Origin of the sequence: Polynucleobacter sp. MG-27-Goln-C1, assembly GCF_018881905.1 — a bacterium.
In the GTDB taxonomy this organism is placed as follows: domain Bacteria; phylum Pseudomonadota; class Gammaproteobacteria; order Burkholderiales; family Burkholderiaceae; genus Polynucleobacter.
In genome coordinates this window covers 246,528-269,024 of record NZ_JACVPM010000001.1, presented here as the reverse complement: position 1 = coordinate 269,024, position 22,497 = coordinate 246,528, and the positions used below count along the sequence as shown (strand labels likewise).

The following is a 22,497-nucleotide window of genomic DNA, read 5'->3' as shown; positions in this document are numbered from 1 at the left end:
TTTACTGATAAATTATTTAATGATGGACTGTAGCAAGAATGGGGCATTCCTGCTGAGTCTAGCTTAATCCTTGCGTAAGCCCTTCACAGCACCACGACCGCTCTTGGCGCCCTTCTTGAATCTTTCTTGAATGCAATCACAGAATGCTTGGAACTCTTCCACGTGAGCGGTAGAGGAACGGGCTACTAAGGCAATCACTCGCTTAGGCGCTGGAGGTGCTAATGGACGAGCTTCTAAGCTAGTACCATTTAACAAGCCACCTCTTACCGCCATCTCTGGCAGTAATGCAATTCCCATTCCGGAGTCCACCATTTGTAGCAACGTGAGCAAGCTCGTGGCTTCCATGCCATCCGCTTTGCGAATATCAGAGCGCTTGCAAGCTTGCAACGTGTGTTCGCGCAAACAGTGGCCCTCTTCTAACAGCAGCAGCCTCTCCGCCATTTTTGCCGGTAGGTGAATTTCCTTACCCTTGAGGGCTGGGTCATCCTCTCTGGCAACCAACCAAAACTCGTCATCAAATAATTCTTTTACCAGTAAACCCGAGGTCTCATATGGCAACGCAATCAGAATGAAATCCAATTGATGCTCAGCCAATCTAGTTAAGAGATTGGCGGTCAGGTCCTCACGCAAGGCAATTTTTAAACTCGGAAAACGGGTCCGAATATCCGGCATCACATTTGGAAGTAAGAATGGTGCAATGGTTGGGATTACACCAAGGCGAATAGTCCCAGCCATAGGCTTACCTGCAGCATCTGCGTATTCCACTAAATCTTGGGACGAAGCTAGGATCGTCTTCGCCCTCTCCAGAATCTCGAGGCCAATGGGGGTAATCGCTACATTTTGACGGTCTCGCTCCACTAGGCGGATGCCCAAGCCGTCCTCAAGCTCTTTTAAGCCCGCACTCAAGGTAGATTGGCCTACGAAGCAGACTTCTGCTGCTCGGGTGAAATTAAGCTCTTGAGCAATTGCCACAAAATAGCGAAGCTGACGTAATGAAGGTAGAGCAGCCATAATTTGTAGATGTTCCTATAATCAATTTATTAGATAAATAATATCATTTCTATTCACCCTATAAATCATTACCTGACTTACAACTGAATTTGAAATTAAATTTAAACTGCTTGTAATCTCTTTTAGCAAGGAATCCCTATGAAAACTTGGCAATGTATCGTGTGCGGCTTTAACTATGACGAAGCAAAAGGTTTGCCTGAAGAAGGGATTCCCCCTGGCACCGCGTGGGCCGACATTCCTGATGATTGGGAGTGCCCTGACTGCGGCGTAGCTAAGTCTGATTTTGAAATGGTTCAGACATCGTAATTACTCAAAGCTTCAGCTGCTTTGAAGTACATCAATTAACGTAATACAGCTTATCAATAGGAAACTCTGCCTTGGATCATCAGAACAATTTATCTCAATCGGGCATTGTCATTATCGGCAGTGGTTTAGCTGGGTTTACCGTTATTCGCGAGCTTCGTAAGCTAGATAAAGCTATCCCCGTGACTTTAGTGACTCGGGAGCCAGGCTACTTCTATTCAAAGCCTATGCTCTCAACTGCCCTTGCCAGCAATAAATCAGCAGAGCAATTGGTTTCCACAAATGCTGAAGGCATGGCAGCTCAACTAGAAATGACGATTGTGAGTGATGCTAATGTCACTGCAATTGATACTGCCGCACAGACAATTACCACTTCCAAAGGGAGTATTCCTTACTGGAAGCTAGTGCTTGGATTGGGCGCAGATCAAATCCGCCTACCTTTACAAGGTAATGCGGCCAATGAAGTCATCACCGTTAACGATCTAGAGGAATATGCCCAATTTCGTAAAACGATTGAAGGTAAAAAACGCATTGCCATTTTAGGGGCGGGATTAATTGGCTGTGAGTTTGCCAACGATCTGGTCTTGGGGTCCTATGAAATTGATGTGATTGACTTGGCACCGCAAGCTTTGGGTCGACTCCTTCCCGAGGCTGCAGCACTAGCTTTGCAAGAGAAGCTTAGTGAAGCTGGTGTGCGCTGGCACTTTGCTACTACCGTGCAATCGATCGATCGCAATGCCGACTCACTGACAATCACCTTAGCCAATGGATCAACCATTACTAGCGATGTATTTCTATCGGCCGTTGGTTTGAAGCCGCGACTGGATTTAGCTAAGGCTGCTGGAATTGCCACAGGCACGGGTATTACTGTTAATCGCCAATTAGAAACTAGCGCTAAAAATGTATTTGCTATTGGTGACTGCGCTGAAGTAGATGGTTTGGTTTTGCCTTATGTCATGCCTATCATGCAGGCAGCACGGGCTTTGGCACCAAGCCTACTTGGACAGGCAGCTGCCCTGACCTACCCTGCTATGCCAGTGATGGTGAAGACCCCTTCACTACCGACTATTGTTTCGCCACCAGCAAAGGGTGCGGTTGGCGATTGGAAGATTATTACAGTGGAAGGCGGCCTTGAAGCCCGCTTTGAATCAAGCGATGGAAAATTGCTTGGCTTTGCTTTACTTGGGTCTGCGACAGCCCAACGCGGCGCTCTCACAAAAGAATTGCCCCCAATATTGCAATAAAGACAAGTCTTCGTGGGCTATTCTCAATAATCCAAACTAGATTTAGCAATAAGAAAAGGCCCGCATCTGCGGGCCTTTTTCATCATCTACAGCGGTCTGTTTATGAAACGATTACAAACCAAGTTGAGTTATGTGATTGAGCAACCATCAAAAACAACATTGGTACAGAAAGCATTGTGTTCAGGCGTGAAGTCAACATCGCAACACGTGCTGACTTTGCTTTAACGTCCGGCTCAACCGCAACCATGCCTAGGGCACGTTTTTGATTTGGCCAAATAATGAACCAAACGTTAAAGGCCATTACCAAGGCAATCCACATACCTAAACCGATAGCGCGGAATGGAGCTTGCAAGGTAAACGCCTGATGAGCGTAACCATTCAAAACGGATAAGATCAAACCGCTAACAACGGTGAATAAGGCTGCCCAGCGGAACCAAAACAAGGCTGTTGGAGCGATTACTTTTCCAATCGCAGGCTTTTGCTCATCTGGGATTTTTGGCATGGAAGGAATCTGCACGAAATTGAAGTACCAAAGCAAGCCAATCCACATCACACCAACCATCACGTGAATCCAGCGGAACAAGAATGGCAATTCAATAGAGCTGAGGTTTGCACCTAATGCCAAAACAATTAAAACGAGGAGCACAAAACCAGCTAAAACTGTACGCCCTAATGAGGTAAAAATAGATGACATAAATACTTTCTAATAAAAATGAATATCTCAGGGGTAATTAAGCAAAATTCTTGCTAGCAAAATCCCAGTTCACTACATTCCAGAAGTTTTCTACGTACTTTGGACGAGCATTACGAGTATCAATGTAATAAGCGTGCTCCCAAACGTCACAAGTCATCAAAGCCTTGGCATCGGTAGTCAGTGGTGTAGCTGCATTGCTGGTTGAAACTAAATCAAGTGAGCCATCAGCCTTCTTAACCAACCAAGCCCAACCAGATCCAAAAGTACCTACTGCGCACTTTGCGAACTCTTCTTTAAACTTATCAAAAGAGCCCCACTTAGCATTAATGGCATCAGCCAATGGGCCAGTTGGAGCACCGCCGCCATTTGGCTTCATGCTATTCCAGTAAAAAGTATGGTTCCATACTTGAGCAGCGTTGTTGAAAACACCACCAGCAGATTTTTTAACGATCTCTTCTAGAGAAGCATTTTCGAACTCGGTACCTTTAATCAGATTATTTAAATTGGTTACGTATGTTTGGTGATGTTTGCCATAGTGAAACTCGAGAGTTTCTTTTGAGATAAATGGTGAAAGCGCATCTAGTGCGTAAGGTAATTGAGGTAATGTATGTTCCATCATTTTTTCCTTGTAAATCAAGTTAACAAATAGCTCTAGCAGCCATATTTGCACTAACTATAGACGATTCTGGTGATTTTGTTTGGGCGCTAGGCCGGGGGATTACCTTGAATCCCCCCTTACCAAGGATTACTGGGCTGTCCAGCCGCCATCCATGTTCCAGGCCACTCCGCGCACTTCGGAGGCATCGGGACCACATAGGAAAACGGCCAGTGCGGCTAATTGCTCTGGAGCCACGAATTCACCTGAAGGCTGCTTCTCAGAAACCAAGGCTTTTTTGGCCTCCTCATTGGAAATCCCATCGCGTTCTGCGCGGGCATCCACCTGCTTCTGAACCAGAGGGGTAAGGACCCAGCCTGGGCATATTGCATTACAGGTAATGCCGGATTTTGCATTCTCAAGGGCGGTTACTTTAGTTAATCCAACAATGCCATGCTTAGCAGCTACATAAGCGGATTTTTGGGTAGAGCCAACCAAACCATGTACTGAGGCAATATTAATAATGCGACCCCAATTACGCTTCTTCATTCCAGGCAAAGCATGGTGAGACGTATAGAACGCCGAGCTTAAGTTAATGGCAATGATCGATTCCCACTTATCAGATGGAAAGTCTTCAACGTTAGCCGTGTACTGAATGCCCGCGTTGTTTACTAATATATCGAGTGAGCCAAAGCGTTTTTCAGTTTGCTGAATCAAGTCTTCAATCTCAGCAGGCTTGCTCATGTCGGCACCGTGATAGTCAACCTCAACACCACAAGCTTTGATGGCAGCAATAGCAGCATCTTTCTCGCCAAAGCCATTCACCATAATATTGACGCCCTGCTTTGCCAATCCAATCGCCATTACTAGACCAATACCGCTAGTTGAGCCGGTGACCAAAGCTGTTTTACCTTTTAAATGAGACATGATTGTCCTCTCGGGATATTGACAAGAAAAATATAGGATACAACGGAAGAATTTAGATTAGATGGAGCCAATGCCCCAATTGATGCCAAACGCTGCTGGGCACCAGGGTTAACAGCCAGGTCATCGTGAGATAGCGCAGTAGCTTGCCAATAAACATATAAATTAGGCAAGGAACCCAAGGTAGTCTGAGCCACCCCGCAGCCAAACAAAGGGGGTCACCAAAGCCAGGCAACCACGACAAAATCAGCATCTTCGGTCCCCGCTCTTGCAGCCAGCGCTGCATTCTGCCGTTCGTAGGTCCTTTTAAGGATTCAAAGCTGTTTCGACTCAGTAGCCCAAGCCACCAATCGAACATACCCCCCAAGGTATTACCAATAGTGGCCACCATGATGGCGACCCAATATAGATGGGGGTTGACGGATACGTAACCAAAAAGTATTGGCTCAGATCCCACGGGCAGCAAGGTTGCTGAAATAAAGGCGCTGATAAATACTGCCGGCAAACCAACCGATGGCATCCCAAAGAAGTCAAAAAACTGACTCAGCATTTGCTCCATTAAGCAAAGACTCCAAGTGGGCTAGAAAGTAAGTTTGCGACCATTCCTCAAGTATGCCCCAATAGGCATTGAGATCAGCTATATAGGCGAAGCTGGGGTCCTTTTTGAGTTGCCCACACTTTTAGATTCTTGCTTAAACTGTAGGGATTCGTAAATTCGATAATCCTTTTTTATTGTTAGATCGCCAAATGAATCACCCTATCCCCAAGCCAGACCAATACCAAGATATGCGGGAAGCCTTGCGCGACCTTTGCGGCAGTTTTGACTCCGCTTATTGGCAAAAGGTAGATCATGAAAGAGCCTACCCAGAGGCCTTTGTTGATGCAATGGCACAGGCAGGTTGGCTGGCAGCTTTAATCCCGGAAGAATTCGGTGGCTCTGGCTTAGGCCTAGCTGAAGCCTCAGTCATCATGGAAGAGATTAATTTCTCAGGCGGTAATGCGGGTTCTTGTCACGGTCAGATGTACAACATGGGCACCTTATTACGCCATGGCTCTGATGCCCAGAAGAAGCTCTACCTCCCCAAAATCGCCACAGGCGAATTGCGTCTTCAGACCATGGCTGTCACTGAACCTACTACCGGCACCGATACCACCAAACTCAAAACTACTGCCGTCAAAAAGGGTGACAAGTATGTGGTCAATGGCCAGAAAGTTTGGATCTCCCGTATTCAGCATTCTGATTTAATGATTCTGCTGGCACGCACCACTCCTCTAGCAGAGGTAAAGAAAAAATCAGAAGGTATGTCGATTTTTATCGTTGATCTTAAGGATGCGATTGGTAAAGGTATGGCGATCCAGCCGATTGCCAATATGGTGAACCACGAAACCAACGAAGTCTTCTTTGACAACCTAGAAATTCCTGCTGAGAATTTGATCGGCGAAGAAGGCCAAGGGTTTAAATACATTCTTGATGGACTTAATGCTGAGCGCACACTGATCGCTGCCGAATGTATTGGCGACGCTTACTGGTTTGTAGATAAAGCACGTCGCTATGCAAATGAGCGCGTGGTATTTGATCGTCCGATTGGCAAGAACCAAGGCATTCAGTTTCCGATTGCGGATTCTTATATTGAAACAGAAGCAGCTAACCTGATGCGCTTTAAAGCCTGTGAGCTTTTTGATGCCAAGCAAGCGTGTGGCGCTGAATCCAATATGGCCAAGTACCTGGCTGCAAAAGCATCATGGGAGGCTGCTAACGTATGCCTGCAAACCCATGGTGGCTTTGGATTTGCCAATGAATACGATGTTGAGCGCAAGTTCCGAGAAACCCGCCTCTACCAAGTGGCGCCAATCTCAACCAACTTAATTTATTCCTATGTAGCTGAGCATGTCCTTGGACTCCCCCGCTCCTTCTAATTCTTTAGGCCTTTTCATTTATTCAGCTGGGTAAGTAATTACATGAGCATTCGCCCTTTAGATGGCATCACCGTGGTTTCCCTGGAGCATGCCATTGCCGCTCCTTTTTGTACGCGCCAATTAGCAGATTTAGGTGCACGTGTCATTAAGGTCGAGCGGCCTGGTGCTGGTGACTTCGCGCGTGCGTACGATGAACGCGTGAATGGCATGTCATCTCACTTCACCTGGGTGAATCGCTCCAAAGAAAGTTTGACCCTAGATCTCAAACAAGAATCTGCACTTACAGCACTCAAGACACTTCTAAAAACAGCTGACGTGCTAGTACAAAACTTGGCACCCGGTGCTGCAGCACGCATGGGACTGACTGCAGAACTCCTGCAGAAAGATAATCCAGGCTTAATTTTGTGCGACATCTCCGGCTATGGAAATAATGGGCCTTATCGCGATAAAAAAGCATATGACCTACTGATTCAAAGTGAGGCTGGATTCTTATCTGTTACTGGTACTCCAGACACTCCCAGCAAAGCAGGAAACTCCATTGCCGATATTGCCGCAGGCATGTATGCCTATACCAACGTTCTGGCAGCTCTTTTACAAAGAGGCAAAACAGGCAAGGGATCTACGATCGACGTATCCATGCTTGAATCACTCGGCGAATGGATGAGCTACCCGCTCTACTATGCTTATGAAGGCGCAACTCCCCCTCCTCGCAATGGCGCATCACATGCCACGATCTACCCTTATGGCCCGTTTAAAGCAGGTGATGGCGGCACTGTCATGTTGGGCCTCCAAAACGACCGTGAATGGGTTTTATTCTGCGAAGTGGTGCTCGGGAATCAGGCGCTTGCCAAAGATGAACGTTTTGATAAAAACTTCAAGCGCAATGAAAAGCGAGATGAACTACTCTCGATCATTGACGCCTGTTTTAGCAAACTAACAACCGAACAAGTGATTGCGAAATTAGATGAAGCTCAAATTGCTAACGCCCGTCTCAATGATATGCAGGGCTTATGGAATCACGAACAACTCAAAGCGCGTGATCGTTGGGTGCAAGTCGGTTCACCTGTGGGCCCTATTCCAGCCATGCTACCCCCAGGTAGCAATAGTAGCTTCGACTACCGCATCGATGAAATCCCATCAGTAGGCCAGCACACCAATGCAATCCTAGGTGGGCTTGGTATTACTGCGAGCGAAATTGAGGCCATGCGCGCGCAAGGGGCTATTTAAAGCAAGGGTGAAGTTAAGTGTGCCGCGTTCTCTAGCAAGACACGCCAACGTGGCCGCTTAGCCCAACTTACTGGATTCACCATATCTGATTGAGCCAAGTAGGAGTCAATCAAAGTCTCAAGCTTGGCGCAGAACTCATCGTTGTACACGATTAAGCTGATTTCAAAATTAAGACGCAAGCTGCGTTGATCAAAATTAACTGAACCAAATATTGCTACACGCTTATCTATTAATAAGCTCTTCGTATGTAATAGACCACCATGAAACTCAGCAATATTGACGCCAGCATTCATGAGGTCGGCGTAGAAGCTGCGGCTACTCCAGGCGACCAGTGTGGAATCATTTAATTTCGGAACAATGAGGGTGACATTCACTCCCCGACCCGCTGCAGCCATCAATGCCTGAATCAAGCCATCATCTGGACCAAAGTAAGGTGTCGTAATGGTGAGCTCTTTACGTGCATCCATGATTGCGGATAGCAGTACCTGATACAAGATATCGTCACGGTATACCGGACCAGAGGAAAACTCTTGAGCTAGCGCTCGACCCTCTGTTGGGTTTGCGGCTGGCGCTACATCATTGAAGTGTTTAATCTTCGGATTGTCTACACTCCAGTCAAATGAGAAGGTCAGTTCAAATTGAGATGCCACCGGACCCTCAATTCTGACCATCGCATCAACCCATTCACCAACCCCTGAGTCTTGCTTAAAGCTGCGCGGATCGACCATATTCATACTGCCAGTCCAAACGATGGCGTTATCAATCACAAATATTTTTCGATGCAGCCGAAGATCAGCGCGGCGAAATTGGAAACGGCCAATCTGAATTGGTAAGGCCTCAGTCACTTCAATTCCAGCATCTCTGAAACGTTTAGGCCAATTCGATTTAAACCAGTCCTTACTGCCTAAGGAATCTAATAGCACTTTACAAGCTACCCCACGCTTAGCGGCTGCAATTAAGGCCTCGCCAACACGATCAGCATCACCACCGAGAGCCCATATATAGAATTCCAAATGCAGCGTTGTTTTCGCTTGATTAATCTCATCAATAAATAGCTGCAAGATCTTTAGAGAACTCGTAAACAATTCAATCTTGTTACCAGCAATGACCGGCGAGCCATTATTCGACTCCGCCAATAGACTTAGCGCTCTACCCTCAATTGGCAGTAACTGCTTGTCAGCCTGGTAGTGCTGTCGCATATTTTCAGTGATGGCCGCATATTCTTTATCCATGCGAATAATTTTTCGGGTCAGCTTGCGACCAACTGGGCGCTCTCCAATAAGAATATAAAGGCTGATTCCCACCAGCGGAAAGAGGACGACGATCAGAAACCAGGCAATGGCAACGCCTACTGGCCTTCTTACGGAGATTAAGCGAAATCCAAACAGAATAACGATGATCGCGTGAACGATAGGAACCCAAATCAATGAAAATCCAAAAATAGATCCCAATAGAAAGTTCAATAGACTCATAAGATTTCCAGTTCCGCCGTAATACCTAGGTGATCAGATAATTTCAGCCATTCATACAAGACATTTGCAGAATGGATTTTTAGACCTCGCACATAAATCCGATCCATCGGAAGCATTGGCTTCACGCTAGGAAAGGTTTTTGCAGGAGAGCCGGTAAGAACCTCAAATACTTCATTAAAGCCGGCCGCTTGCATTGGAGCGCTCACGCGATTGCGCCAATCATTAAAGTCGCCCGCCACAATAGTTGGGCCGCCACCCGCAAGAGTATCAATGTAACGAATGATCTCATCTAATTGACGCTCTCGCCCTCTTTCAAATAGAGCCAGGTGCACACAGAAACAATGGATCGGTGTAGGCACATCCTCTAATTGAGTAATGCTATGAAGCAAACCACGCCGCTCAAATCGATAAGCAGAGATATCGTAGTTTTCACCCTTGTGCAATGGTCTTTTAGAAAGAATGGCATTGCCATGGTGGCCATCGGGATACTCGACATTTTTACCGTAGTGCCAATCATGCCAAAAATCTTCGGACAAAAAATGGGTTAACTCCATCAAGGGCCATTGACCAAATCGCCTGATTCGACCCCGATGCTCTTGTTGAAGTTCTTGCAAAAAAAGTAAATCAGGATGGTGGCTACGCATTTTTTGACGCAGCTCGTAGATGGTAGATTTTCTGTGCAAGGGAGATAAGCCCTTGTGCACATTCATCGTCATGACGCTAAAGCGACCTAAATGAACCTTGCTCATTAAAACTGTCCTGCAGCGCGTTGCCGTCTTACACGCGCCAAATAGATTTCACCCTCAACTAAGTCCTGGCATTGCATGCACTTATTGCAAATGGAGGCCTGCTCACGCAACTCATCAATGGAGTCGATCGGATGCTCATCGAGATATTCACGAAGATCAACATCGAGGACCTCATTACAGAGGCAAATGACTTCAGCCATGAGTTAAAAAAGGGAAATTGTTTGCATTTCTTCCATTTTGCCACCGCCTTGCTAGAATCAAGCCCATGTTTACGACCTTCCAAGATGCCTTCGGATTGCTTGCGCATTTAGATGCGGGGGTAATGGGCATCGTCCTCGTCTCGCTTCAGGTCAGCCTGACTGCGCTTCTTCTGGGCACCCTCATCGGACTCCCGCTAGGTGCACTGTTAGCAACAGAAGAATTTAAGGGCAAAAAGACAATTACAGTCACCTTAAATACCTTAATGGGCGTTCCAACGGTCATTGTTGGCGTAGTGGTCTATCTTTTACTCTCCCGCACGGGGCCATTAGGGGTGTGGGGATGGCTTTTTACACCCAAGGGCATGATCCTAGCCCAAACACTGCTGACAACCCCTCTCATTGCCGCTCTAAGCCGCCAAATCCTCGAGGATTCCTGGAGAATTCATCGGGATTCGTTTAGAGCGCTTCGACTTCCCAGGCTTTCTGCCCTGAAATGGCTTATTTGGGACTGCCGCTTCTCCCTGACGATTGCCGTCCTAGCGGGATTAGCCAGAGCGATATCTGAGGTGGGCGCAGTCATGATCGTGGGCGGTAATATTGACCGCTCTACTCGCACTATGACTACGGCAATCGCCCTGGAAACTAGCAAAGGGGATCTGCCCCTCGCCCTAGCTTTAGGCATTATTTTGCTCGGCATTGTATTGCTAGCTAACCTATTTACATTTGTAGTTCGCCAAATTGCAGAGCGTCGCTATGGTTAATAGTTTGGAACAATTTCAGCAGTTCATTGAGCTCAAAGGCGTCATTGTCAAAAGTGATGGTCGGATCATCTTGGACGTTCCTCATGCAGTCATTCCAGCGGATCGAATTTGCGCCTGCATTGGCCCTAATGGCGCCGGAAAGACGACGCTACTAAAGCTACTGGATGGCTTAATTAAGCCTGATTCAGGAACGGTAACTTATTCAACTGCAGGCATACGCTCATCACTAGTGCTCCACCACACACCAATGATCAAAGCCTCAGCAAGAACCAATCTTGCCATGGTCAAAGATTCAGATTCGTCTATTGATTCAATCCAGATTGATGCAGTTATTGAGCAGATCGGCTTAAGCCAGCTTGCGAACAGCCCCGCCCATAAACTGTCGGCAGGTGAAAGACAAAAGCTTTGCTTGGGTAGAGCCATTTTGCAAAAGCCGAATTTGGTTTTGTTAGACGAACCTACAGCCAACCTCGATCCCAATACGACGGAACAAGTTGAAGAAATGATTCGTCAATTTAAGCTTCAAGGCTCAGATGTGATCTTCACGTCTCATCAGCTTGCACAAGTGCAAAGGCTAGCGGAATACATCATCTTTATTGATCAGGGCCAGATAAAAGAAAAAGGACCCGTAGGTCCTTTCTTTGCTAATCCTCAAACACAAGCAGCTAAACGCTACTTACATCAAGAGTTACTCTCAGACTAATTACTTCGCTGCAGTTGGCGCCGCTGCAGTTGGTGCTGGAGCCGGAGCTGGAGCCGCCGCTGCAGTGCCTGGTGCAACAAATGGAGGTGGCGCAACACAGGCTGCTGGTGCCGGAGTACCAGAAACCCTATATTGATCAGCCACTTTGTTTTGAGCTTGGCATAACTTAAAACCATCAACCCTACCGGCGTAAGCAGTCTTTGCCTTTGCTAGATCGGCAGCCGCCTGAGCTTCAGGCGACAGCGGTGGTAGTGCAGCAAATGCAACTGAAGTTGCAAATGCACCGAGTGTGAAAGCAATGATTTTTTTCATGGCCATGTCCTTATTTTTTAACCTTGTCATACCAGATCTCATGGTGCTCTTTGGCCCAGGTTGCATCTACGTAACCATCCTTCATGCCATCGATAGAACCTTGCATACCAATCGTACCGATATAGATATGACCCATTGCCATGGCTGTCATCAAGATAGCTGCTGAGCTATGAATGATATTGGCCAACTGCATAGTGCCGCGGAGGTACTGAACATCCATGAACGGTACGATCATATCGAGTACGAAGCCAGAAGCTGAAATGGTGAGGCCCAAAATAACCATACCAAACCAGAACCAGATTTTCTCACCCATATTGAAGAATCCTGCAGGAGGATGCTTGCCGGTCAATGCCCCACCTAGTGTCATTAACCAAGTGAGATCACCCTTACCTGGAATGTTACGAGTAGCGAAGAGTAGGAAGAAGATCACAACGCTCAATGTAAACAATGGTCCGGAGTAATTGTGGATATTTTTGCAAACCATCAAGAATGAGCCATAAGCAGCGCCGCCCATCAATGGCATTGCAAAGTACTTGCCCCACAAAATCAAACTACCAGTGACAGCAAGGCCGATAAAGCTGAAAGCCATTACCCAGTGAGTGAACCGCTCAAAGCCGTTAAAGCGCTTAATCTTTACGCCAGACATCGGGGCATGAAGTTTAATTGGACCCTTAATCAGGAAGAGCGCAGCAATACCGAAGAAAGCAATTGCGAGCAACCAAGCGCCGTAAACAGTGATGATGCCATTGCGAATCAAGCGCCATTGCTGACCAGCACGCTGAATTAGAACACTCGCCTCTTTATCAGGGATGCTGACAAAGTTGTAAGGGTCACTATTGGCTGTATCCCAAATTGCACCCTCTTTAGGGGCAGTATTTGCTGGCTGAGATTGTGCTTGCGTGCCATTAGGAATGGAATTGAGATTTTTTGGAAAATCAATACCACTTGGGGATGGCAGAGGTTGCATTGGAGCGCGCTCTGCTAGACAGACACCGCTAAGCAAACTTAGCGATACGCCTAGGGCTAGAACCCATGAGCGACTAACACTAGAGAATGATCGATTCATACAAATATCCTTAAACGTTTTCGTTTTATTTATTGTTGTTTAACTGATCACTTAACGCGTGAGTATTCAGATTGCCTCTGATTGCGCTTGTTAATCGCTTCCGTCCAACTTGCCTGATCGCCTGGAGTCCAACCTTTAGTCATAAATCCATTGTCAGCTCCCATATAAGGGGCTACATCAGGACGCTTTGCAGCTTTTGCTGCAATCTCAGGAGGTTCGGAGCAAGCAGCTAGCAAAACGCCAGCCACTAAACATAAACCGAGAGTTTTGAAATTCAATTTCATGACTTTGCTCCTGGAATTTTGTCAGCAGGTGTTGGTGTAGGTGCCGGGGATCCTGATGGACCATAAGCAGTCGACCAGCCAAAAATCTCATTGCTTGGATATCTACCATTAGCTTCGCGAACTGCAACACGTTTAGCGTAAATGGAAGAGATCACTTCACTATCACCACCAATCAATGCTTTGGTTGAGCACATTTCTGCGCACAACGGCAACTTGCCTTCTGCCAAGCGATTACGACCATACTTCTCGAACTCGGCAACACTACCATTTGCCTCAGGACCGCCGCTACAGAATGTGCACTTATCCATTTTGCTGCGGGAACCAAAAGCGCCCTTGCTCAAGAACTGAGGTGCGCCAAATGGGCAAGCAAAAGAGCAGTAGCCGCAACCGATACAGATGTCTTTGTCATGCAAGACAACGCCTTCATCAGTGCGATAGAAGCAGTCAACTGGACATACCGCCATGCAAGGCGCATCCGAACAGTGCATGCAAGCAACTGAGATTGATTTTTCTTTACCAACAATACCGTCGTTGACCGTAACAACACGGCGACGAGTAATGCCCCAAGGTACCTCATTATCATTTTTACAGGCAGTGACACAGCCGTTGCACTCAATGCATCGCTCTGTATCACAAATAAATTTCATTCTTGCCATGGTGTTCTCCTGACTATATTTTTTAACTTAGGCAAATTTTTCGATTTGGCACATGGTGGTTTTAGTTTCTTGCATCATCGTTACCTGGTCATAGCCGTAGGTTGTTGCAGTGTTCACTGCCTCACCCAGAACTACTGGGGCTGCGCCCTCAGGATAGTATTTACGCAAGTCATTGCCCTGCCACCAGCCAGCAAAGTGGAATGGTACAAACGCGGTATCTTGATCGACGCGCTCAGTCACCATTGCGCGAACTTTGATCTTGGCTCCAGTCGGAGATTTAACCCATACGTAATCCCAATTCTTAATGCCACGAGCTTCTGCGGCCTTAGGATTGATCTCCACAAAGTTCTCTTGCTGCAACTCAGCCAACCATGGGTTAGAACGTGTCTCATCACCTCCACCCTCGTACTCAACCAAACGACCTGAGGTCAGAATGATTGGGAACTTCTCGTAGAGCTTCTCATTCAAGTTCTTATCCTGAACTGTTTTGTAGAGAGTCGGCAAGCGCCAGAAATTCTTCTTGTCCGCAGATGTTGGGTACTTACGCATCATTGGCTCATTGGTACTGTAGAGCGCCTCGCGGTGAGTTGGAATAGCATCCGGGAAGTTCCATACAACTGCACGGGCTTTGGCATTACCAAATGGATGACAACCATTCTTCATCACCACGCGCTGAATACCGCCGGATAAGTCAGTCTTCCAGTTCTTACCTTCAGCAAGCTTCTGCTCTTCTTCAGTTAACTGATTCCACCAACCGAGCTTCTTCACGAGGACATGATCAAACTCAGGGTAACCGGTCTTAATAGCGGAACCTTTAGAGTAAGAACCATCTTCAGCAAGCAAATTAACGCCATCTTTTTCCACACCAAAGTTAGCGCGGAAGTTACCACCACCCTCCATCACACTCTTGCTAGTGTCATAAAGATTTGGTGAACCAGGGTGCTTGATGGAAGCGGTGCCGTAGCAAGGCCAAGGCAAGCCATAGTAGTCGCCTGTTGTGTCGTAACCAGTAACCGGATCAACTCCGCCACGTGACTTCAATGTTTTCGGATCGAAGGTACCAACCATTCTCATGTGCGCCTTCAAGCGCTCAGGAGTTTGACCGGTGTAACCAATCGTCCAAACGGAACGGTTAATTTCGCGCAAGATGTCCTCAATCTGCGGCTCTCTCCACTGCTTACCGGCAAACTTTGAACTCTGCATCTTGTAGTTCTTAGACAACTCTTCACCGAAGCCAAGGCGATCAGCAAATGCTTGCATGATGACGTGGTCAGGTACAGACTCAAACAAAGGATCGATGACTTTCTCACGCCACTGCAATGAGCGGTTTGAGGCGGTAGCTGAACCCGTTGTTTCAAATTGAGTCGTTGCTGGCAAGAGGTAAACATTACGATTCTTATTTACTACATCGCCTTCAGCGGGTGGCATCGCTGCCATTGCTGCTGTAGCACTTGGATATGGATCAACAACAACCAATAAATCCAATTTATTCATCGCGCGCTTCATATCCAAGCCGCGAGTTTGTGAGTTAGGAGCATGACCCCAGAAGAACAAACCTTTTACATTGGTTTGTTGATCGATCATGTCATTCTTCTCAAGGACTGCATCAACCCAACGAGAAACCGTAGTACCGGATTTCTCCATCATGTCGGGAGCGTAGCGACCTTTGATCCACTCGTAGTCAACACCCCATACAGTTGAGAAGTGCTTCCATGATCCTGCTGCAAGACCATAGTAACCAGGTAATGAATCTGGGTTAGGTCCTACGTCTGTTGCGCCTTGAACGTTATCGTGACCGCGGAAGATGTTTGTACCGCCACCAGATTTACCAACGTTTCCTAGGGCGAGCTGCACGATACAAGATGCACGCACCATGGCATTACCAATGGTGTGTTGTGTTTGGCCCATACACCAGACTAAGGTGCTTGGACGATTCTTAGCCATAGTCTCAGCAACTTTATAAACCTGAGCTTCTGGAACGCCGCAAGCCTCTTCTACATTCTTAGGAGTCCACTTTTCCATCACTTCTTTGCGGATCTCGTCCATACCGTAGACGCGGTCATTGATGTACTTCTTATCTTCCCAACCATTGTTGAAGATGTGATACAGAACACCAAATAGGAATGGAATATCAGAACCAGAGCGAATGCGAACGTACTGATCAGACTTTGCAGCAGTACGGGTGTAACGTGGATCAACCACGATCACTTTGCAACCGTTTTCCTTTGCATGCAACAAGCTGAGCATTGACACTGGATGAGCTTCTGCAGCATTGGAGCCAATGTACAAAGCAGCCTTGGCATTCATCATGTCGTTGTAGCTATTGGTCATCGCACCATAACCCCAGGTGTTTGCAACACCCGCTACCGTAGTGGAGTGACAGATACGAGCCTGATGGTCTGTATTGTTAGTTCCGAAGAAAGAAACCCACTTACGTAATAAATAGGCTTGCTCGTTATTGTGCTTTGATGAACCAATGAAGAACAGTGAATCTGGGCTGTACTTACTACGCAAATCTTTCATCTGCGCAGTAATCTCAGTTAAAGCTTGATCCCAAGAAATACGTTGATATTTGCCGTCCACCAATTTCATTGGGTAACGCAAACGGAAGTCGCCGTGTCCGTGTTCGCGTAAGGCGGCACCTTTGGCACAGTAAGAACCCATATTGATTGGGGAATCGAACACAGAGTCCTGACGAACCCAAACACCATTCTCAACAGTAGCGTCAGTTGCGCAACCTACGGAACAATGGGTACAAATGGTTCTCTTGACCTCAATCTTGCCCTTACCGTCCAACATCGCCTTGCTTGGTTCAGCAACAGCTTTTTGCACTAAGGTCAATTGGCTTGCTGCAATCCCAGCACCAACACCTACTCCAGAGCGCTTGAGGAAAGTACGACGATCCATCGTTGGCACCGCAGATTGAAGTCCGCGTGACAGGCTGCCGATGAGACGTGATGCGGGCGTAGCACGGCCGCTTTGTGGGGTATTGGATTTACGAGTCAGACTCATATGTTGTCCCTGAGAAATATTTTTATTTAATTATTTGGAAACGACTTCATTAACAACTGGGTTTAAAGCATGGTGGTTTCGTAGTACTTACGAATATGCGCAGACAACTGATAGCCGTCATCTTTGCCTTGAACAGTACTGCCAATTTCTTGAATAACTGCTTTGCCTAGTGGCGTTTGGGAGGCTACGGCTACGGCACCAACAGTGGCACCTGCTCCAATGAAAAACTTACGGCGTGAAGGCTTATTTTCTTCAGCAACTACAGTGTTGGTTTTAGCGTTCATCACAAACTCCCTTTTGGTGCAAATTGATTTGGATCAAGTGTAATTGGTAATTGCATTTTTGACATATTCCCGTCAAAAAAACTTGCTAGGCAAAAACACCTAGTATTAAATGATGCATTGCAGCATTAAATCATGTCGAAACTTTGCCCCTCGATAGCTAGGAATTCTCTGGTTAAGGCGGCTACCGGATGGTAAAGATGCATATCTGGAATACCTTCCATTGCATCGCATAACTCGTCATACCAAGGGCGAATGTGGTCATTGAAAAAGACCCTTTGATTTGTAAGGTTTGAGATTTCAACATCGTCTCCAGCTATGAGGTAACGCATCACCTCACACAGTGCCGATATATGATCCTCAGTCTCTGTAATCTCTTCAGCTGATTCCAAGCCAAAATTCTCTAAGGAGCGACGGATTTCCACCAATGGCCTCTCATTTAAATGGCCGGCCATATAAAAGGAACCATTCAGAATCACATTGGGACGCCCTACGCTAATGAAATTGCGATCAAACTCCTCATGCCAAGCTTTGGCAGGATTATTTTTAGCAACTTCAACAACGCTATGCCAAACCTTGGCTAGCGGTGCATCTTCTGCCTGGCCTTCCTGACCATCTGGGATGGAGGCGGCTATTTGATCCAATAATTCTTGATCAGGCGGCTGATGAAGGAGTCTCGCAATCAAGCCATATAAGTCTGCTCTCGCCAAATCCTCTGGCAGACCTACATCACCGACCTCAGTTGAGGCGCCCTCTTTTATCTGCTCGCTCATATTTCTTTTTTCACCATATCAACAACACGGCAATCGCCGCACATCTTGAGTCTATCTAGCGCCTCACCAGCAAAGGCTCCATGCGCACCTAACTTGATTAACATTAAATCCACCATCTTGGCGGTTCCAAATACCTTTCCACAGCTGATGCAATGAAACGGCTTAGTCTCGTTGATCTCTACTTTTTGCTTACGCTCCTCTACGGTCTGTAAACGAGGTGCCAAAGCTAAGGCTTGCTCTGGACAAGTTTTTACACAAATGCCACATTGAACGCACTGCTTTTCAATAAAGGAAAGCTTGGGTTCATCCAGGTTATCTAGTAAAGCCCCTTCAGGGCAGCTGCCCACACAAGACATACAGAGCGTGCAGGCATCTTGATTAATATTCAATCCGCCCAAGAAGGAAGATTTCGGCAAAGCCACCCCACCTGCTGGAAGCGGTGTTTTAGCTTGCTTTTGTAAATGCTCCAATACCATCTCAATGGTTTCGCGTTTTTGATTGCCTAGGCCAAAACTAGCAGGCGAGCAAAGCGCTGCTAAAGCGCCGCGCTGTCGAAGCTTACCCATAGCAGCCGACAATGGTTGCAGGTCTTCTGGAGATTCAAGTTGTATTAGTGAGAATCTGGCATCGAATCCATAGGCTGCCAAAATCGCATTACCTAATTCGCTTTGCGTTTCAAGTGCAGCGCGGTAAGCCGGATCTTCATCGCCGGTTAGGAGCAGAATCACCTCACCAAAACCATAGCTCAGCGCACCAAGCCACAAATCTAAGCCGGTGGAGGCGATATGCTCAATACCGTAAGGCAATACAAAAGAAGGTAATCCTTCAAACTGCTTTGATCTTAAGTGAGCTGAGCGCCCCAAAGAATCCAAGGCCTGAGTTCCAGCCTTGAGTGTATGCAATAGCAGAACAGGTGCTTGCGATTGTTTTGCCTTAGAGCTCTCTGCAGTAAATACATTGGCAAGAGTTTTGATCTCTTTACCCTGATGAGTCACGCTTGGGTAGTTGTAGCGCATTGCGCCCGACGGACACACTGTCGAGCAAGCTCCACAACCCATACATAAATTGGGATTCACCTCTACGGTGCCCTGCCCATTTTTAAATAAGGAAGAAATTGCACCTGTTGAACACACGTCGATACAAGCATTGCAACCTACCTTGCCGTTACGGCCGTGGGCACAGACTTTCTCGTTGTAGGCAAAGTATTTAGGCTTTTCAAATTCGCCAACTAAACCAAGTAATTGGTTTGCAACCAGTGATTGCTCAAATGGATCCCCACCAGGCGCAAAGTAACCTTTCGGCGTTTGACTCATACGCATCTGCGGATCAGCGCGTAGATCCATGATGAGATCAAATTCAGAACTGCGCTGACGCTCTACCCGATCGAAATTAATTGCACCAATACCAGCACAAGCTGTGACGCAAGCGCGATGGGATTTACATTTATCTAAATCGATTTGGAACGAATCATCAATCGCACCTTCAGGGCAAACTTCAACACAGGCGCCACAGCGAGTACACATCTCTGGATCAATCGGATTTTGCAAATCCCAATCTACGTTGAAGTTACCAAGATAACCATCTAACTTAGTGACATTACCTGTATAGATCGGAAAGTTTCTTGCGATTGGTAATGAACCTGGCTCAGTACATAAAACAGAAACGTCGAGCGAGTCGCTTAGTTTTTCAGCCCAAGGTAACGCTTGATCGCCAGATCCAACTATCAATAAGCGGCCGTGGCTTTCATAATTCACAGCAGGTACGGGCTCCGCTTCAGGCATATCGGCCAAAGCAAGTAATGCAGCGATCTTTGGTGTGGAGGCTTTAGCGTCCTGAGTCCAACCAGCTACTTCACGAATATTCACAAAACGTAATGGTGCTAACAAAGGCTTTGCAGATTGCTCGGCCAACTCGCCAAATAAAGCGCGCTCTTGAGTACAAGCAATCACAATCGAGTCACTGCCATCGAACGCTTTAATAACCGAGCCCACTTCCTGCCTACATAAAGAGGTATGGATATTGAGGCCTAAGGCCTTTGCATCCAAAGGCATCGTTCCATTGCAATTACAGACTAATTTTTGACTCATTGATTTCTTCTTAACTGGTTTTCTTATCCACGGGCAAGGGATCCTTATCCCCCACTTCCTGAATAGGCAATGGTGTGGATGTTAAATCAGTCTGAGGACTTAGGGGTAAAGCCTGCTCTTCTGGTTCGGATTCTTTATTGGCAGTAGTTTGAGTGCCCGGGGCTTCATCGGCATTATCTTTACGGAAAATGTTGAGCATGTCGGATTGCACCATACGCTTGAGCATTTCCAGTGGAATAGGGTCCGGCTTAGAGTAATCATCAATATAGATATCGAGGCCATCCATTACATTGAAGTGTGGATCAGAGAACATCTTTTTCATGGCTGCCTGCTGAACTGCAGGATCTACATCCGGCTTCATAAAAGCGGAGAAGTCTGGAGCAAGACGATCTATCTTCTCTACATCATCTAGGGTTGCAGATGGGGGAGCATCTTGAATGTCTGCATCAGGCTTTTTTACCTCTGGGCTTGATGCTAATTCTTGCTTCGCATGATCAGCTGTTTTTTTCGCAGGCTCAATCTGCTCTCCAGACTTGAGGCGCGACCAACGATTCAGAAATCCGCCAGCCATTAGTCTTCCGTCCCGCGATTGGCACCCTTGAATGATTCAGGGCGATGACGCTTTTTAGGCTCAGGGCGATAATTCTCGTTAACATATTCTTGCAACCAAGATGCATGCTCTGAAGACAGAGGAATGTTGTCCACTGACTCACCACCATCTAATAAACGCCCTGCTTCGTTGTAACTAACACTAATGCGGTGAGGAACCGCCATGGTCACTTCAGATTTAGCTAGCTCGATAGACTGAGCATCAATGTAGCGTTCGATATCTTCCTCTAAACGCCACATTACAAACCAACAGGGTTGAGTAGCCGAGAGATTTAGGTAATAGCCTTCACCCTCGTCAGGGAAAAGACTGAGTTCATAGCCGGTAAATAACCAAGACTCACCTTGATCATCGCGCCCTAGAAACTGACCAGTGATTTTGTTCTCTTCGCCGAGTGCATTATTAAATTGCCCAAAATCCGGCAACACCTCCTGCGGCGCCCACCGATATGAAATCCAGGGGTTATCAATAAACTGCTTACGCATGAGAACTGCAAAACGCATAAGGCCTTAGGTGTTCTGAACCACGATGTTAGGAAATTTACTGCTCATGTCTTTTGAAAGCGCTGCCACTTTGATAGCCACTCGTCTTGCAATCGTCTTATAAATTGCACTGATCGCGCCATCAGGATCCGCTACCACTGTTGGACGACCTGCATCCGCTTGCTCACGAATCGATAAATTCAGTGGTAAGTCACCCAAGAAATCAACGCCGTATTCTTTGCACATCTTTTGACCACCGCCAGTACCGAACACATGCTCCTCATGACCGCAACTTGGGCAGACATAGGTGCTCATATTTTCGATGATGCCCACGATCGGCACACCAACCTTCTCAAACATTTTTAAGCCCTTACGCGCATCCAGCAAAGCTATATCTTGAGGAGTGGTCACGATGACGGCGCCGGTGACGGGCACCTTTTGGGCCAGTGTTAACTGAATATCGCCAGTACCTGGGGGCATATCCACAATCAGGTAATCCAGATCACGCCAACGAGTTTGACGCAGCAATTGCTCTAAAGCAGATGTCACCATGGGGCCACGCCACACCATCGGCGCATCATCATCGATTAAGAAACCAATAGAGCTTGCTTGAAGGCCGTGGCCTTCCATTGGCTCCATCGTATTTTCTTCAATGGATTCTGGTCTGCCAGTAATACCTAGCATCATCGGCTGACTTGGGCCGTAGATATCCGCATCCAACATACCGACTTGTGCACCTTCAGCAGCTAAGGCCAAAGCTAGGTTGACTGCGGTAGTTGATTTGCCAACACCGCCCTTACCACTGGCAACAGCAATAATATTTTTTACATTTGGCAATAGCTTGACGCCGCGTTGCACGGCATGCGCAACGATTTGACTACTGACATTGACGCTGACATTTTTAACATCAGGTAACTCACGGAGCACAGCAATCACGGATTTACGAATGGAGTCGAACTGACTTTTTGCTGGATAACCCAAAACAATGTCCAGGCTAATATCGCCGCCATCTACTTTTAGATTTTTGACGCTCTTGGCCGACACAAAATCGATTTGTGTATTTGGGTCAATTAAACCCTTTAATGCTGCTTGTACAGCCTCAACAGTAAGTGCCACAACTTCCTCCTATGAAGAGCT

General features: G+C 46.9%; 25 protein-coding genes. 6 read left to right on the top strand and 19 right to left on the bottom strand.

Features of this window, described 5'->3' with window-relative positions; all coding sequences use genetic code 11:
* Positions 1-63 precede the first annotated feature (63 nt).
* Positions 64-1,011, bottom strand: a complete 948-nt coding sequence (locus ICN14_RS01380; protein ID WP_216224303.1) for a hydrogen peroxide-inducible genes activator — start codon at positions 1,009-1,011, stop codon at positions 64-66.
* Between the two features lie 138 nt (positions 1,012-1,149).
* Between ICN14_RS01380 and ICN14_RS01375 the strand changes: the two genes are divergently transcribed.
* Positions 1,150-1,317, top strand: a complete 168-nt coding sequence (locus tag ICN14_RS01375; RefSeq protein ID WP_216180761.1) for a rubredoxin — start codon at positions 1,150-1,152, stop codon at positions 1,315-1,317.
* Positions 1,318-1,388: 71 nt separating this feature from the next.
* Complete coding sequence (locus tag ICN14_RS01370; protein WP_216224301.1) at positions 1,389-2,558, top strand: NAD(P)/FAD-dependent oxidoreductase; 1,170 nt, start codon at positions 1,389-1,391, stop codon at positions 2,556-2,558.
* A 100-nt stretch (positions 2,559-2,658) separates the two neighbouring features.
* Here the strand turns inward: ICN14_RS01370 and ICN14_RS01365 are convergent, their stop codons facing one another.
* The 4 genes from ICN14_RS01365 to ICN14_RS01350 all read right to left on the bottom strand — a co-directional run bounded on the left by ICN14_RS01365 (position 2,659) and on the right by ICN14_RS01350 (position 5,321).
* Entirely contained in the window at positions 2,659-3,252 is a 594-nt protein-coding gene (locus tag ICN14_RS01365; RefSeq protein WP_216224297.1) for a urate hydroxylase PuuD, read from the bottom strand.
* Between the two features lie 37 nt (positions 3,253-3,289).
* A complete protein-coding gene (gene sodB, locus ICN14_RS01360; RefSeq protein WP_216224295.1) occupies positions 3,290-3,868 on the bottom strand; it encodes a superoxide dismutase in 579 nt (192 codons plus the stop codon).
* Between the two features lie 129 nt (positions 3,869-3,997).
* On the bottom strand, positions 3,998-4,774 hold the full coding sequence (locus ICN14_RS01355; protein WP_216224293.1) for a 3-hydroxybutyrate dehydrogenase: 777 nt from the start codon (positions 4,772-4,774) through the stop codon (positions 3,998-4,000).
* Positions 4,775-4,826: 52 nt separating this feature from the next.
* On the bottom strand, positions 4,827-5,321 hold the full coding sequence (locus ICN14_RS01350; protein ID WP_255535915.1) for a YqaA family protein: 495 nt from the start codon (positions 5,319-5,321) through the stop codon (positions 4,827-4,829).
* A 197-nt stretch (positions 5,322-5,518) separates the two neighbouring features.
* On the opposite strand from ICN14_RS01350, the gene ICN14_RS01345 reads away from it, so the two are divergent.
* Together ICN14_RS01345 and ICN14_RS01340 are read left to right on the top strand one after the other, a co-directional pair.
* The gene (locus ICN14_RS01345; RefSeq protein WP_216224291.1) at positions 5,519-6,688 is read left to right on the top strand and encodes an acyl-CoA dehydrogenase family protein; all 1,170 of its coding nucleotides are present in this window, start codon (positions 5,519-5,521) and stop codon (positions 6,686-6,688) included.
* Between the two features lie 42 nt (positions 6,689-6,730).
* Positions 6,731-7,915: a CaiB/BaiF CoA-transferase family protein gene (locus ICN14_RS01340; RefSeq protein WP_216224289.1), complete on the top strand. Its 1,185-nt coding sequence runs from the start codon at positions 6,731-6,733 to the stop codon at positions 7,913-7,915.
* Here the strand turns inward: ICN14_RS01340 and cls are convergent.
* The 3 genes from cls to ICN14_RS01325 are packed head-to-tail and all read right to left on the bottom strand — an operon-like array spanning position 7,912 to position 10,336.
* Positions 7,912-9,387 (bottom strand): cardiolipin synthase, encoded by a 1,476-nt coding sequence (gene cls / locus ICN14_RS01335; protein ID WP_216224287.1) that lies wholly within the window; start codon positions 9,385-9,387, stop codon positions 7,912-7,914. The two genes, ICN14_RS01340 and cls, sit on opposite strands and share 4 nt — an antisense overlap.
* Positions 9,384-10,136: an endonuclease/exonuclease/phosphatase family protein gene (locus ICN14_RS01330; RefSeq protein ID WP_216224285.1), complete on the bottom strand. Its 753-nt coding sequence runs from the start codon at positions 10,134-10,136 to the stop codon at positions 9,384-9,386. The genes cls and ICN14_RS01330 overlap by 4 nt, the downstream gene beginning before the upstream one ends.
* Entirely contained in the window at positions 10,136-10,336 is a 201-nt protein-coding gene (locus ICN14_RS01325) for a hypothetical protein (protein WP_215333433.1), read from the bottom strand. Before ICN14_RS01325 ends, ICN14_RS01330 begins: the two co-directional genes overlap by 1 nt.
* Positions 10,337-10,401: 65 nt before the next feature.
* On the opposite strand from ICN14_RS01325, the gene ICN14_RS01320 reads away from it, so the two are divergent.
* Together ICN14_RS01320 and ICN14_RS01315 are read left to right on the top strand one after the other, a co-directional pair.
* Complete coding sequence (locus ICN14_RS01320) at positions 10,402-11,097, top strand: ABC transporter permease (RefSeq protein WP_216224283.1); 696 nt, start codon at positions 10,402-10,404, stop codon at positions 11,095-11,097.
* On the top strand, positions 11,090-11,800 hold the full coding sequence (locus ICN14_RS01315; RefSeq protein ID WP_216224282.1) for an ABC transporter ATP-binding protein: 711 nt from the start codon (positions 11,090-11,092) through the stop codon (positions 11,798-11,800). The genes ICN14_RS01320 and ICN14_RS01315 overlap by 8 nt, the downstream gene beginning before the upstream one ends.
* On the opposite strand, the gene ICN14_RS01310 is transcribed toward ICN14_RS01315, so the two are convergent.
* The 11 genes from ICN14_RS01310 to apbC form a co-directional block, all read right to left on the bottom strand.
* Complete coding sequence (locus tag ICN14_RS01310; protein WP_216224281.1) at positions 11,801-12,112, bottom strand: hypothetical protein; 312 nt, start codon at positions 12,110-12,112, stop codon at positions 11,801-11,803. It abuts the gene before it with no gap.
* Positions 12,113-12,122: 10 nt separating this feature from the next.
* Positions 12,123-13,178, bottom strand: coding sequence for a formate dehydrogenase subunit gamma (locus tag ICN14_RS01305; protein WP_216224280.1), 1,056 nt, complete (start codon positions 13,176-13,178; stop codon positions 12,123-12,125).
* A gap of 47 nt (positions 13,179-13,225) precedes the next feature.
* Positions 13,226-13,462 carry a hypothetical protein gene (locus ICN14_RS01300; RefSeq protein ID WP_216224279.1) on the bottom strand — a complete coding sequence of 79 codons (237 nt, stop codon included), beginning with the start codon at positions 13,460-13,462 and terminating at the stop codon, positions 13,226-13,228.
* Positions 13,459-14,118 carry a formate dehydrogenase FDH3 subunit beta gene (gene fdh3B, locus ICN14_RS01295; RefSeq protein WP_216224278.1) on the bottom strand — a complete coding sequence of 220 codons (660 nt, stop codon included), beginning with the start codon at positions 14,116-14,118 and terminating at the stop codon, positions 13,459-13,461. The genes ICN14_RS01300 and fdh3B overlap by 4 nt, the downstream gene beginning before the upstream one ends.
* 27 nt (positions 14,119-14,145) lie before the next feature.
* Positions 14,146-17,130 (bottom strand): formate dehydrogenase subunit alpha, encoded by a 2,985-nt coding sequence (locus tag ICN14_RS01290; protein ID WP_216224275.1) that lies wholly within the window; start codon positions 17,128-17,130, stop codon positions 14,146-14,148.
* A 62-nt stretch (positions 17,131-17,192) separates the two neighbouring features.
* Positions 17,193-17,414 (bottom strand): formate dehydrogenase, encoded by a 222-nt coding sequence (locus tag ICN14_RS01285; protein ID WP_216224273.1) that lies wholly within the window; start codon positions 17,412-17,414, stop codon positions 17,193-17,195.
* A 125-nt stretch (positions 17,415-17,539) separates the two neighbouring features.
* On the bottom strand, positions 17,540-18,184 hold the full coding sequence (locus ICN14_RS01280; protein WP_216224271.1) for a molecular chaperone: 645 nt from the start codon (positions 18,182-18,184) through the stop codon (positions 17,540-17,542).
* Positions 18,181-20,271, bottom strand: a complete 2,091-nt coding sequence (locus ICN14_RS01275) for a 4Fe-4S binding protein (protein ID WP_216224269.1) — start codon at positions 20,269-20,271, stop codon at positions 18,181-18,183. Before ICN14_RS01275 ends, ICN14_RS01280 begins: the two co-directional genes overlap by 4 nt.
* Before the next feature lie 10 nt (positions 20,272-20,281).
* Positions 20,282-20,842: a DUF3306 domain-containing protein gene (locus ICN14_RS01270; protein ID WP_216224267.1), complete on the bottom strand. Its 561-nt coding sequence runs from the start codon at positions 20,840-20,842 to the stop codon at positions 20,282-20,284.
* Positions 20,842-21,381: a DUF3305 domain-containing protein gene (locus ICN14_RS01265; RefSeq protein WP_216224265.1), complete on the bottom strand. Its 540-nt coding sequence runs from the start codon at positions 21,379-21,381 to the stop codon at positions 20,842-20,844. The genes ICN14_RS01270 and ICN14_RS01265 overlap by 1 nt, the downstream gene beginning before the upstream one ends.
* A gap of 6 nt (positions 21,382-21,387) precedes the next feature.
* Positions 21,388-22,476, bottom strand: coding sequence for an iron-sulfur cluster carrier protein ApbC (apbC, locus tag ICN14_RS01260; RefSeq protein WP_216224264.1), 1,089 nt, complete (start codon positions 22,474-22,476; stop codon positions 21,388-21,390).
* Positions 22,477-22,497: the final 21 nt, after the last annotated feature.